This window comes from Aeromonas sp. 603079 (genome assembly GCF_049172135.1).
Classification (GTDB): domain Bacteria; phylum Pseudomonadota; class Gammaproteobacteria; order Enterobacterales; family Aeromonadaceae; genus Aeromonas; species Aeromonas veronii.
Genome location: NZ_JAAKPX010000013.1, coordinates 56,196 through 68,656, shown reverse-complemented (window position 1 = coordinate 68,656; position 12,461 = coordinate 56,196). Strand labels below are relative to the sequence as shown.

15 protein-coding genes are annotated in these 12,461 nt (G+C 61.4%); 5 read left to right on the top strand and 10 right to left on the bottom strand.

Features of this window, described 5'->3' with window-relative positions; genetic code table 11:
* Positions 1-188 precede the first annotated feature (188 nt).
* From G5287_RS11460 to G5287_RS11440, 5 genes are read left to right on the top strand one after another with little or no spacing between them, the layout of a single operon-like run.
* Positions 189-1,340, top strand: coding sequence for a double-cubane-cluster-containing anaerobic reductase (locus G5287_RS11460; RefSeq protein WP_421231307.1), 1,152 nt, complete (start codon positions 189-191; stop codon positions 1,338-1,340).
* Between the two features lie 9 nt (positions 1,341-1,349).
* Positions 1,350-2,132: an acyl-CoA dehydratase activase gene (locus G5287_RS11455; protein ID WP_421231306.1), complete on the top strand. Its 783-nt coding sequence runs from the start codon at positions 1,350-1,352 to the stop codon at positions 2,130-2,132.
* Positions 2,129-2,437, top strand: a complete 309-nt coding sequence (locus tag G5287_RS11450) for a DUF3343 domain-containing protein (RefSeq protein ID WP_149152221.1) — start codon at positions 2,129-2,131, stop codon at positions 2,435-2,437. Before G5287_RS11455 ends, G5287_RS11450 begins: the two co-directional genes overlap by 4 nt.
* Positions 2,434-2,871, top strand: a complete 438-nt coding sequence (locus G5287_RS11445) for a MauE/DoxX family redox-associated membrane protein (RefSeq protein ID WP_149152220.1) — start codon at positions 2,434-2,436, stop codon at positions 2,869-2,871. The genes G5287_RS11450 and G5287_RS11445 overlap by 4 nt, the downstream gene beginning before the upstream one ends.
* 4 nt (positions 2,872-2,875) lie before the next feature.
* Positions 2,876-3,403: a rhodanese-like domain-containing protein gene (locus G5287_RS11440; protein WP_421231305.1), complete on the top strand. Its 528-nt coding sequence runs from the start codon at positions 2,876-2,878 to the stop codon at positions 3,401-3,403.
* A gap of 83 nt (positions 3,404-3,486) precedes the next feature.
* Here G5287_RS11440 and G5287_RS11435 read toward each other — a convergent pair whose 3' ends face one another.
* The 10 genes from G5287_RS11435 to thpR form a co-directional block, all read right to left on the bottom strand.
* On the bottom strand, positions 3,487-4,851 hold the full coding sequence (locus G5287_RS11435) for a cation:dicarboxylate symporter family transporter (RefSeq protein ID WP_421231339.1): 1,365 nt from the start codon (positions 4,849-4,851) through the stop codon (positions 3,487-3,489).
* Positions 4,852-5,003: 152 nt separating this feature from the next.
* On the bottom strand, positions 5,004-5,354 hold the full coding sequence (locus tag G5287_RS11430; RefSeq protein WP_005354654.1) for a putative quinol monooxygenase: 351 nt from the start codon (positions 5,352-5,354) through the stop codon (positions 5,004-5,006).
* 24 nt (positions 5,355-5,378) lie between these two features.
* Positions 5,379-6,236, bottom strand: coding sequence for a pantoate--beta-alanine ligase (gene panC / locus G5287_RS11425; RefSeq protein ID WP_005335639.1), 858 nt, complete (start codon positions 6,234-6,236; stop codon positions 5,379-5,381).
* A gap of 201 nt (positions 6,237-6,437) precedes the next feature.
* Entirely contained in the window at positions 6,438-7,232 is a 795-nt protein-coding gene (gene panB / locus G5287_RS11420; protein WP_005335640.1) for a 3-methyl-2-oxobutanoate hydroxymethyltransferase, read from the bottom strand.
* A complete protein-coding gene (folK, locus tag G5287_RS11415) occupies positions 7,229-7,738 on the bottom strand; it encodes a 2-amino-4-hydroxy-6-hydroxymethyldihydropteridine diphosphokinase (protein ID WP_202005848.1) in 510 nt (169 codons plus the stop codon). Before folK ends, panB begins: the two co-directional genes overlap by 4 nt.
* Positions 7,739-7,749: 11 nt before the next feature.
* A complete protein-coding gene (gene pcnB, locus G5287_RS11410) occupies positions 7,750-9,216 on the bottom strand; it encodes a polynucleotide adenylyltransferase PcnB (RefSeq protein WP_323888564.1) in 1,467 nt (488 codons plus the stop codon).
* A 257-nt stretch (positions 9,217-9,473) separates the two neighbouring features.
* Positions 9,474-10,382 carry a tRNA glutamyl-Q(34) synthetase GluQRS gene (gene gluQRS, locus G5287_RS11405; protein ID WP_421231304.1) on the bottom strand — a complete coding sequence of 303 codons (909 nt, stop codon included), beginning with the start codon at positions 10,380-10,382 and terminating at the stop codon, positions 9,474-9,476.
* A 111-nt stretch (positions 10,383-10,493) separates the two neighbouring features.
* The gene (dksA, locus tag G5287_RS11400) at positions 10,494-10,943 is read right to left on the bottom strand and encodes an RNA polymerase-binding protein DksA (RefSeq protein WP_005335644.1); all 450 of its coding nucleotides are present in this window, start codon (positions 10,941-10,943) and stop codon (positions 10,494-10,496) included.
* A gap of 119 nt (positions 10,944-11,062) precedes the next feature.
* The gene (gene sfsA, locus G5287_RS11395) at positions 11,063-11,806 is read right to left on the bottom strand and encodes a DNA/RNA nuclease SfsA (RefSeq protein WP_421231303.1); all 744 of its coding nucleotides are present in this window, start codon (positions 11,804-11,806) and stop codon (positions 11,063-11,065) included.
* Positions 11,803-12,345, bottom strand: a complete 543-nt coding sequence (gene thpR / locus G5287_RS11390; protein WP_337073488.1) for an RNA 2',3'-cyclic phosphodiesterase — start codon at positions 12,343-12,345, stop codon at positions 11,803-11,805. The genes sfsA and thpR overlap by 4 nt, the downstream gene beginning before the upstream one ends.
* Positions 12,346-12,461: the final 116 nt, after the last annotated feature.

Below are 12,461 nucleotides of genomic sequence, written 5' to 3'. Positions count from 1 at the left end.
CCCCCTGTAGCCCCTTCAACCTGCCAGCCCCCTTCGCAATAACCTGCCTGTTATTAAGGCTTTACCTGACACCTTGTGATCCACCGCAATTTTCGAATTACCCCCAAAGATATAATTCTCGCGATTGGATGTGCCGTCACGGATGGCACCTCCGTCTCTTCATTTCTCTCATCAGGGCAGGATCGCCTATGTCACTTATCACCGAGTTGCCAGCCATTTTCGATAGTTTTTCAGATGCCCGTCGTCAGGGCTTTCTGGCTGTGATGGCACTCAAGGAGCGACAGATCCCCCTGGTCGGCACCTACTGCACCTTCATGCCGCAAGAGGTGGCGATGGCCGCTGGCGCCGTGGTGGTATCGCTCTGCTCAACCAGCGACGAGACCATCGAGGAGGCCGAGAAAGAGCTGCCTCGCAACCTCTGCCCGCTAATCAAGAGCAGCTACGGTTTTGGCAAGACCGACAAGTGCCCCTACTTCTACTTCTCCGATCTGGTGGTGGGGGAAACCACCTGCGACGGTAAGAAGAAGATGTACGAGTACATGACCGAGTTCAAACCGGTGCATGTGATGCAGTTGCCCAACCGCGCCGATGACGAAGCCTCCCGCACCCTGTGGCGCAGCGAAATCGTCCGCTTCAAGGAGTTGCTGGAGCAGCAGTTCGGCAAGCCCATCAGCGAGCAGGCATTGCGAGACGCCATCGTGCTGAAAAACCGCGAGCGCCGCGCGCTGGCCGATTTCTACCGGCTGGGCCAGCTCAATCCACCGGCACTCAGCGGTACCGACCTGCTCAAGGTGGTCTATGGTGCCACCTTCCGCTTCGACAAGGAGCAGCTCATCAGCGAGCTGCAGGAGATGACCCGCCGCATCAAGGCCGAGTATGCCGAGGGCAAGCGGCTCAATGCCCGTCCGCGCATCCTCATCACCGGCTGCCCCATCGGCGGCGCAGCTGACAAGGTGGTGCGCCTCATCGAGGAGCACGGCGGCTGGGTGGTAGGTTACGAGAACTGCACCGGCGCCAAGGCGACCGAGCAGTGCGTCAGCGAGGAGGGCGACTTGTTCGATGCGCTGACCGACAAGTATCTGGCCATCGGCTGCTCCTGCATCTCCCCCAACCACCAGCGCATGAATCTGCTGAGCCAGATGGTGGAGGAGTATCAGGCAGACGGGGTGATCGATGTGATCCTGCAGGCCTGCCACACCTATGCGGTGGAGTCGCTCGCCATCAAGCGCCATGTGCGCGAACGCCATGGCATCCCCTACATGGCAGTCGAGACCGACTACTCCAGCGCCGACAAGGGACAACTGGCGACCCGGCTGGCTGCCTTTATCGAAATGCTGTGAGGAGGCGTCGTGTCACTCTCCATCGGGATTGACTCGGGCTCCACCGCGACCAAGGGGATCCTGTTCGACCACAGGGATGGCGGGCGTATCGTCCGCCGTTTTCTGGTGCCGACCCCCTTTCGTCCGCTGGCCGCCATCGAGCAAGGCTGGGAGGAGCTCTCGTCCGATTTGCCAGAGCGCCCCCACCTGACCCTGACCGGCTATGGCCGCGATCTGGCGTCGTTCGCCGATCGCCGGGTTACCGAGATCTCCTGCCATGGGCTGGGGGCTCGCCTGCTCTGCCCGTCGGTACACACCGTCATCGATATCGGCGGGCAGGATAGCAAGGTGATCCAGCTCGATAGCGACGGCAACCTCACCGACTTTCTGATGAACGACAAGTGTGCCGCCGGTACCGGTCGCTTTCTCGAGGTGATCACCCGCACTCTGGGTGCCCGGGTCGAGCAGCTTGACGAACTGCTGCAAGGGGCCGAGCCCCACGACATCAGCAGCATGTGTACCGTGTTTGCCGAATCGGAGGCGATCAGCCTGCGCTCGGCGGGCATTCCCGCCGAGTCGATCCTGGCCGGTATCGTCCGCTCCATGGCCCGGCGCAGTGCCAATTTTATCGGCCGCCTCGGCGCCCGACCGACCGTGCTCTTTACCGGCGGCGTCAGCCACTGCGCCACCTTCCGCCACTATCTGGCCGAAGGGTTGGGCTGCGAAGTGGCCACCCACCCGGACGCCCAGTTTGCCGGTGCGCTGGGGGCTGCCCTGTTCGGCGCGCGCGCCAGCACGGGAGGCAAATCATGAATCAGGAGTTTCTCTACCTGTTCCACTCCACCCTCGGCACGATCAGGATGCGCAAGCGGCTGGAGCAGCACGGTCAGTCGTTTCGGGTCTGCGATGTACCGCGCCTGCTCAGCGCCGGCTGTGGCCTCGCCATTCGCTTGCACTGCCCGCCAGACGAGTGGCAACAGTGGTGTCAGCACGGTGAAACCGCCGCTGTCTTTCACTGCGAAGCGGACGGCGACTATCAGGAGCTGGCACGCTACCCGGCCGATAGCCCGGACATGGCGAAGCAAACGCTTGTGGCTGGCAGTCGGAGTCATGGATGATAAAGATCTATCCCATGGCCGTTTATCTGCGCATGCTGGCCAATCTGGCGTTGGGGGGATTCTTCCTCGCCTCCGCCTGGTTCAAGCTGGCCTCCCCCGCCCTGTTCATCGAGCAGATCGGCGCCTTTGGCCTGATCTGGCCGCTGCTGATCCCGCCGGTGGCCTGGGGGCTGATCGCGCTGGAGCTCTGCGCAGGGCTTGCGGTCATCGCCAACCGGCGCTGGGGACTCTGGCTGGTGATCGGGCTGCTCACCCTGTTTATTCCGGTGTTGGGCTATGGCGTTGCCATCGGGCTCGACATCTCTTGCGGCTGTCTGGGCAGGGCTGATCTCGGCTCGTTGCCGGAGGCCATTGTGCGGGATCTGCTGCTACTGACGCTTGCGGGCGCCCTGCTGCGAACTTCCCGCCCCGTTTTTTTCGTTCGAAAGGAGTAGTGACATGATGACATTGCGATCCCGCACTCTGGTGGCCTCGCTGATCGCCGCCAGCTTTGCCCTCGCGGGCTGTGGCGACAACCAGTTCGAGCAGGAGGTGAAGCTTGAGCAATCGGCTGTGCAGCTGGCACAGGAGACGCAGCAGGGGGGCTATCAGCTGCTGACCGTGGCCGAGCTGAAAACCCGGATGGACAAAGGCGAGGAGCTGGTGATCATCGACACCATGCCCTATGAGGACTCCTACAAGAAGGAGCACATCCCGGGGGCCAAGAACTTTGTCTTCGTGAAGGAGGCCAAGGCCGGTGACAACTGGAGCGAGATTGTCGAGGGGAGCAGCACGGCGGAGCAGTTCCAGGCGCTGCTGGGTGAAGACAAAGCTCGCCCTGTGGTGATCTACTGCGGTTTCGTCAAGTGCGGCCGCAGCCACAACGCCGCCGCCTGGGCGGTCAATCAGGGCTATCAACAGGTCTATCGGGTGCCGGGCGGCATCTTCGCCTGGAAAGGCGCCGGTTACCCCGTCTCTGCCGAGTAACCGCGTCTGCCCACAAGGCAACACAGTCGATATGAAAGAAGCCCGCAACTGCGGGCTTCTTTCATATTGGGCAACACTCGGAGTTAACTGGCGGCCTGCGTCTGCACCGTCTCCACGTTGGCCAGCTGCTGCTTGCCCAGCAACCGTTTGGAGATCATCGCCGCCATGATGGAGCCGTTGACGTTGAGCGCGGTACGGCCCATATCCACCAGCGGCTCGATGGCGATCATCACCCCCACCAGCGCGATGGGGAAGTTGAGGGTGGAGAGCACGATCAGCGAGGCGAACGTCCCACCACCGCCGACGCCAGCCACCCCGATGGAGCCCAGCGCAATCACCGGCAGCAGAGTCAGCAGGAACAGGGGATCAAACGGGTTGATACCGAGCATGGGAGCAATCATCGCCACCATCATGGCCGGATAGATGCCGGCACAGCCGTTCTGGCCGAGGTTGGCACCGAACGAGGCGGCAAAGTTGGCGATGCTGGCGGGCACCCCAAGGCGCTGCTGGGTCTCGATGCTGAGGGGAATGGAGGCGGCGCTGCTGCGGGAGACAAAAGCGAAGGTGAGCACGCCCCACACTTCCCGCAGGTAGTGCAGCGGGTTCTGGCCGATCAGCAGCAGGATCACCATGTGCACCGCAAACATCGCCAGAATGGCGACGTAGCAGACCAGAATAAAGCCGAGCAGGCTGAGGATCTCGCTCAGCGGATAGTGAGCCACCACCCGGGCGATCAGTGCCATCACGCCATAGGGGGTGAGCGCAATCACCACCCGCACCATCTTCATCACCCACAGTTGCAGGGTGTCGATGGCCACGGCGGCGCGAGCCCCCGCCTGCGGATGCTCCGCCTTCAGCTGGAGCAGAGCAACCCCGGCCAACACGGTGAAGATCACCACGCCGATCACCGAGAGACCGCGGCTACCCGCCATATCGGCGGCAAAGTTGGTGGGCACCAGCGAGAGCAGCAGGGCAGGCAGGGTCTGGGCACTATCGATGGTGCTCATGCTCTGTTGCAGGGTGACGCTGTCGCTACCGTGGCTCAGCAGCCCGGCTGCGGTGAGACCGCTCAGGTGGGTGATGGTCATCCCCACCATACCGGCGATCATCACCAGGGTCAGCATGGAGCCGATCAGCACGGCGCTGATCTTGCCGAGGGACTGGGCCTGCTCCAGCTTGTTGATGGCGGAGAGGATCGAGGTGAACACCAGCGGCATCATCACCACCTTGAGCAGGCTGACATAGCCGCCGCCGATGATATTGACCCACTCCAGGGTCTGCTGAACGCCGGCATCATCGGCGCCCCAGCCCAGTTGCAGCGCCAGTCCGAACAGGGCACCAAGCAACAGACCCGCAAGCACCTTCCGCGAGAGCGGCAAACCGGTAGGCAACCGGGTGAGAGCAAAACAGAGCAGACAGAAAAAAAGCGATGCAATCAGGACAAACATCATGAATACCTGTAGCGGCCATCAGGCCGAAAGTGGATAGAAACGAAGGGAAATGCGGGCTGGGCCGCAGAACAAAACGCCGGAATGCAGGAGAGTGCAGGCGTGAAAAAGCAGCGGACGCCCGAGGGGGCGTCCGCTGGCATTCGGGGGAATTACTTCTTTACGGGGGCGTCGTACTGTTCGGGTTCGTCGCTATAGACGCAGACGTTCCACTTGGCGGCCAAACCATCTTCCGCCAGACAGTAACGCTCGAAGAAAGCCTTGATCTCCGCGCGCTGGCAGTGCGCCTCGAAAGCCGCCATATCTTGCCAAATCTCGTTGAATACGATGGGAAAGCTTTCCCCCTCGGCAAACGGGCTCGCGATGTGGCGGGTTACCCGATATTGCAGGCAACCATCCTCACGCAGGGTATTGGGCTCGAGCGCCTGCAGCACCTGAAACAGGGCCTGCTCCTGACCGGGTTTGGGCAGGAATTGGGCAATGCAGTAAACCTTCTTGGACATGGAGTCCTCCTGGTTGTGGCGGGCTCAGGCTTGCTGCAGCGTGACCACTTGATTGTCGATAAGGCGGGCCTTGCCAAGATAAGCAGCCATCAGGATCACCAGCTGCGCGCTCTCGTCAGTGGCGGATTCGAGGGTGGCGGCATCGACGATGTCGATGGCATCGGTACGAAAACCGGCGTTGTCGAGACGCTGGCTGGCCTGCGCCACCAAGGAGGGCAGGTGGTGGTCACCCGCTTCAATCTGCTCGGCGATCCAGTTCATGGTGCGCGCCAGCTCGGGGGCGATGGCCCGCTCGGCAGCTGTCAGGTAGCCGTTGCGCGAAGAGAGCGCCAGCCCGTCTTCGGCCCGCACGGTGGGCACACCGACGATCTCGATGGGCATCGCCATGTCGGCCACCATCTTTCGAATAAGCGCCAACTGCTGGTAATCCTTCTGGCCAAAGCAGGCCACATCCGGCTGTACCAGATTGAACAGCTTGGTAACGACTGTGCTGACCCCGCGGAAGTGACCCGGGCGCAGCGCTCCCTCCAGCAGATTGGAGAGGCCCGGCACCTCGACGAAGGTCTGGCTGGCCAGACCCTGCGGATACATGATCTCCGGGGTCGGGGTGAACACCATATCGACGCCGGCCGCTTCCAGCGCAGCGCAATCCTGCTCCAGGGTGCGCGGATAGTTGGCAAGATCCTCGGCCTTGTCGAACTGCATCGGGTTGACGAAGATGCTGACCACCACCTTCTCGGCGTGGCTGTGCGCCTCTTTCACCAGCGTCAGGTGGCCCTGATGCAGGTTACCCATGGTGGGCACAAATGCGATGGCACGCCCTTCACGGCGCCATTGGCTTATCTGCTCACGCAGAACGACGGGATTATTTACGACCAACATCAGCAGTTCACCTTCCGATAAATCAAAAAGAGAGACGGGTTGCATCTACCGGTAGCACTCGGGCGGAATGGGGCACGAACATGGCTATCAGCAGTTCACCTTTAGATGAATCAATAAGATACGGATTAGCTATACGGATTAACTGTGCGAGGCTGACAAGCAGAGACGGGGGCCGCAGCCCCCATCATGCAACAGCCAGGATCAGTTGAAGCAGTGCTCCGGGCCGGGGAAGCTCCCCTCGCTCACCTGCTGCACATAGAGGCGGATGGCGGCACGCACATCGCCGGTCTCGGCCAGGAAGTTCTTGGTGAACTTGGGCACATAGCCGGAGGTGACGCCAAAGGCATCGTGCATTACCAAAATCTGACCATCGGTCGCGGGGCCGGCACCAATGCCGATCACCGGGATGCGAAGCGCCTTGGTGATGCGCTCGGCCAGCGCAGTGGGCACACACTCGAGCACCAGCAGCTGGATACCGGCCGCTTGCAGTTCGAGGGCCTGACGGTAGATCTCCTGCGCCTGAAACTCATCGCGCCCCTGCACCTTGAAGCCGCCAAAGACATGAACGGATTGCGGAGTGAGGCCGAGGTGACCGCACACCGGCACCCCGTTGCGGGTGAGGTGGCGGATGGAGTCACAGAGCCAGTCGCCCCCTTCCATCTTCACCATGCGGGCACCGGCCGCCATCAGGCGGGCAGCGTTCTGGTAAGTCTGCTCGGGGGTGGCGTAGCTCATGAACGGCATGTCGGCGACCACCAGTGCCTTGCTGGCACCGCGCGCCACACAGCGGGTGTGATAGACCATCTCATCCATGTTGACCGCCAGGGTATCCTGACCCCCTTGCAGCACCATGCCCAGTGAATCGCCGATGAGCAGCACGTGGGCCCCCTCGTCGTCGAACAGCTTGGCAAAGGTGGCATCATAGGCGGTGATGGCGGTGAACTTTTGACCCTCCTGCTTCATCTTCAGCAGGCTGGCGGTGGTGATCTTGCTCATAGAGGCTCCTGTACGTCTGCACGCGGGGCAATGATGGCCAGATCATTGTGCGGGCAGCGGGCAACCAGTCGGGCGAGCGGGGTGCCGCAGGGCAGCACCAGAGCAGGCGCAATTTCGGCAAGGGGCAGCAGCACGAACTCCCGCTCCTTCATGCCGTAGTGGGGTACGATCAGACGCTCATGGTTGATCACCTGATCCCCACAGAGCAGCAGATCGAGATCCAGAGTTCTCGGCCCCCACCGCTCATCTTTGCGCACACGTCCCTGTTCCAGCTCGATTTTTTGTAATTGATCCAGCAGCGCAAGGGGCGCGAGCCGGGTATTGAGCCGGGCCACGGCATTGACGTAGTCCGGTTGGTCAGCAGGCCCCATGGGGCGGCTGCTGTAAAACGACGAGGCCTCCACCAGCACAGATTCCGGCAACCTTGCCAACGCGGCAACGGCGCGACGAGCCTGACCCAGCGGATCAGACAGGTTGGAACCAATGGCGATGAAGACCTCGGTCATCACGTCTGTTGTCACTCGGCCACTTTCGGTTTGCGGCGACGGGGGCGACGGCGGTTGCGGCTGTTGCTGCTGCGCTTCTCGCCATCGTGGCTGCGAGCCTCGCCGCGCTCACCGCTAGCCGGGCGACGGGTCGCTTCACGCTGCAGTTGCGGGCGCACATCCGGATTGGAGGCGACATAGCGCTCCCACCAGCTGGCCAGCTCGCCGAGACCGCGCTCGACCCGGTTGCGCAGCAACAGGAAGTCGAACGCCGCGCGGAACTTGGGATGCTCCATGGCGCGCTCGGGATGCTTGCCCTGACGACGGGTCAACCGCTGTTGCAGTGCCCAGATGTCGCGGACATCGGTGGTGAAACGGCGGGGAACGGCGATGATCCGCACCTGATTGTCCAGCACCTCGTTGATCGCCAGCATGAAAGCGTCATACCAGGGCAGGCCGCTCTCGTTCTCCAGCACCCGACCACGGGCCTCGACGCAGCCCCACAGCAGGGTGGCGTAGAGGAAGGCGGGAGTGACGCGTTTATCTTCACGAACGCGGGTATCGGTATCGATCAGTGCCTGCTCGATAAACTGCTCGTAGGGCGAGTTGCCGTGCGGGGTAAACAGCACAGCCACTTGCGGGAAGAGCTGTTGGAACAGGCCATACTCACGCAGCAGCTTGTAGGTCGCCAGACCGTCGCCAGCCAGGAACAGCTTGAGGGTCTCCTCAAACAGGCGGGCTGCAGGGATGTCTTGCAGCAGAGGCGCCAGCTCCTTGATGGGGGCGGCGGTACGCGGGCTGATGGTCATATCCAGCTTGGCGGCAAAGCGCACGGCGCGCAGCATACGCACCGGATCTTCACGATAACGGGTCTCGGGATCGCCGATCAGCTCAAGCTTGCGCTCGGCCAGATCTTCCAGACCCCCTTCGAAATCGTGCAGGGTGAAATCTTTGGCGCTGTAGTAGAGGGCGTTGACGGTAAAGTCGCGGCGCTCGGCATCCTCTTCGATGGTGCCGTAGACGTTGTCGCGCAGCAGCATGCCTTCATCAGACTGGGCCGACACATGTTTGCTGGTATTGACCTGATGGTGGTGACCCCGGAAGGTGGCCACTTCGATCACGTCACGACCAAAGACAATGTGGGCCAGGCGGAAACGACGGCCAATCAGGCGGCAGTTGCTGAACAGCGCCTTGATCTGCTCCGGCGTCGCATCGGTTGCGATGTCGAAATCCTTGGGCGTCTTCCCGAGCAGCAGATCCCGGACTCCGCCGCCGACCAGGTAGGCCTCATAGCCCCCTTTGTTCAGGCGATAGAGCACCTTGAGTGCATTCTCGCTGATCTCTTTGCGCGAAATAGGGTGCTGATCACGGCTTAAGGTACGACGTTGACCGGCGACACGGGCTGGAATGGGGGATTCCACCGACTGCTCGCCGTCTTCCTTGCCGAGCACCTTGCGGCAAAAGTTTGCGATCTGGGAAAAAATGGTACACCTCTTCATGACTTCTAAATTGACGGGAGGCCAAAAAATAGCGGCCTATCATAGCTCACGCCTGCACAAATGAAAAACCATGTGGCTACTTCAGCTCATTTGAATCAAACCGAGCCAATAAATAGCGGTCTACCTGCGCATAGCTCACGCCTGACCAAATGAAAAACCGTGCTGACAATTGATCCCGTTTGAAACGGATCATCCCGATAAAATCACAATCAACAGCGGCAATTTACGCTCAATCAAACAAAAATCACCTGGTCGACTCAGCAATCCGCGAGCGGGATCTTCTCGCTGGCTGGCACCCGTTCTAGCAGCCAGTTGGCAATGCCCCATTCGATGATCTCGTCGCTCCGGCTCGCCATCAGCTCGGGCGGCGGGCACTGGCCGAGGAAGTGCAGCGCCTGCCACAGGGCCGGTCGCACCTCATCGAGCGCCAGCGCCGGCGCATGGTTCTGCTTGGAGAGCTTGTTGCCATCTGCCAGCACCGCCAGCGGCAGATGCACCCAGTCGGGCACCGCTGCACCCAGGGTCTGGTAGAGGGCAATCTGGCGCACCGTGGGCTCCAGCAGATCGGCGCCGCGCACTATCTCGGTGATGCCGCTGTCCATATCATCCACCACCACCGCCAGGTTGTAGGCGTAGAGCCCGTCGCGGCGACGGATAATGAAATCCTCCTCGGCGAGCGCCGCCGGGACCGCGATATGGCCCTGCAAGCGATCATCGAAGTGGTAGACCGGATGGTGCTGGCGCAGCCGGGCGGCGCAACCTTCGGCCGCAAGCCCGAGGGTGCGGCAGTGGCCGCTGTAGAGACCGCCCGCGGCCATGATTTCGCGCCGGGTGCAACGGCACCAGTAGAGATCCCCCGCCCGATAGAGCTGGTCGATGATCTCGTCATAGCGGCCGTGGCGCGCGCTCTGGAACATCACCTCGCCATCCCACTCAAGACCGTATGCCTCAAGGGTTTTGAGGATCAGGGTCGCAGCCCCCGCCATCTCCCGCGGCGGATCGATATCTTCGATGCGCACCAGCCAGCGTCCCTGCTGCGCTCTGGCCTGCAAAAAGCTGCCGAGGGCGGCGATCAGCGAACCGAAATGAAGCGGGCCTGAGGGTGAGGGGGCAAAGCGGCCGACATAGGGGCGCGCAAGGGGTGAGGACGGGGGATTCACTGGCATGACTGTTCGGGTAAGCGATTCATTGAGGCTGCATTCTGGGGCGCGACCGCCAAAAGCTCAATAAAAAAGGGAGCCCGCGAGCTCCCTTTTTCATTTACCAGAGGGTCGGGATCAACCGGCCATCTGTTTTTCCTTGATCTCGGCCAGCGTCTTGCAATCGACACAGAGGTCGGCAGTCGGACGGGCTTCCAGACGACGGATACCGATCTCGATACCGCAGTGTTCGCAGTAACCGAAATCATCGTCTTCAAGCAGCTGCAAGGTCTTCTCGATCTTCTTGATCAGCTTGCGTTCACGGTCGCGGGTACGCAGTTCAAGAGCGAACTCTTCTTCTTGCGCGGCACGATCCACGGGATCCGGGAAGTTGGCAGCCTCGTCTTTCATATGGTCGACGGTACGATCAACTTCCTGCATCAGTTGGTTGCGCCAGGCACCCAGGATCTTGCGAAAATGCGCCTTTTGTTGGTCATTCATGTACTCCTCACCCGGCTTTTCCTGGTAAGGCGCGACACCCGCAATGGCCAGGGGGCCCAGAGATTTCCTGTTTTCGCCTGTTGGCATGCCCTGTCTCCTAATTCAGCACGCTACCCGTGCCATCCATAAATTGAGGGCGACATCTATAGCAGAAGGGTAACGGGTAAGCAAACGAGCCGTACCAATAATGTTACCCACTCCAATATTTATGCCCTCCCCTCGGGTAACAGGTGACCAGATTCAAACGGGATAAACCCTTGAGCCACCATGCCTTGCACCCCAACATGGGGCCGACAGCATAAAATTTCAACCCCCGCCGCAATTGCCTGCTCAATTAGCAGACTATAGTGCGGATCTATATGGGTTGCAGGGCGCATCCGGCTTATTCCTGAGTGCAACACCATAAAGAGCAGCACAGCCCTGTGGCCCGCCGCTTTCATCGCCATCAACTCGCGCAAATGCTTGGCACCACGGGCGGTGACCGCATCCGGGAAGTAGCCCATGCCAGCCTCCTCCCGCTCGTCGAGCAGGGTGACCGATTTTACCTCGATGTAACAATTGCCCTTTTCGTCATCTTCCAGCAACAGATCGATGCGACTGTTCTCTTCGCCATACTTCACCTCGGTGCGCAACCGGCTGTACCCCGCCAGCGGAGCGATAGCCTCCTGCTCGATCAACTCCCGGGCGATCTGATTGGCGCGCGCCGTGTTGACGCAGATAAAGTGGCCCGCCGGGCTCTCGGCGATCTCCCAGCTGTTGGGCAGCTTGCGCTTGGGGTTATCGGAGGTGGAGTACCAGACCCGGGTGCCCGGATCGGCACAACCGGTCATGGCACCGGTATTGGCGCAGTGGATAGTGATGACCTCGCCGTTATCGAGTTGCACATCGGTCAGAAAGCGCTTGTAGCGGGCCACCAGCTGGCCCGATTGCAGGGGGGGATCAAAGATCACGGGTTAGCCCTCCGCGCGTCTTCTTTTACCCGGGCGCGCAGCGGCCAGCAGGCAAGCGGCTCGTAGCGCACCCCGTCCGGAGTCGAGATGGATTGATAGAGGCAGAACTCATCGGCCTGCAGCAGAAAATTTGGGGCAGGCAGGATGGCCGGAGCCTCACCCGCCTTGCGCGACAGGGTGACATGGGGGCGATAACCCTGCTCGCCATTGCCAAGGCGCAGCTTCTCGCCGTGGCGGCGCAGCGCCTTAGCCAGCACGGTCAGCTCGTTGGGCCACTCCTTCGGGCCAATCCAGGCAGCCTTTGCCCGGCTGAACCAGCCGATCTCATCCAGCCTGATGGAGAGCGGCGGACAGTGCTGACGCTCTACGGCGGCGATCAGGCGGCGGGTGGTCAACTCGTCCGCCTCACCCAGAAAAGCCAGGGTCAGGTGGAGGTTGGCTTGTGGCACCGGCTGACCGGGCCAGGGCAGCTTATCGCGCCAGGCGATGAGCTCGGGGGCGAGCTCCTTGACGGGCAGGGCAAAAAAAAGTTTGGCCATGTGGTGATAATGCCTTTTTCACGCTCATTGGATGGGCCCATTCTATGGCAGCCATCCGGCCATGTCTCGCCACCCTCCCGCCCGAGTGACCATCTCCGCACATCCACTCACGGTGG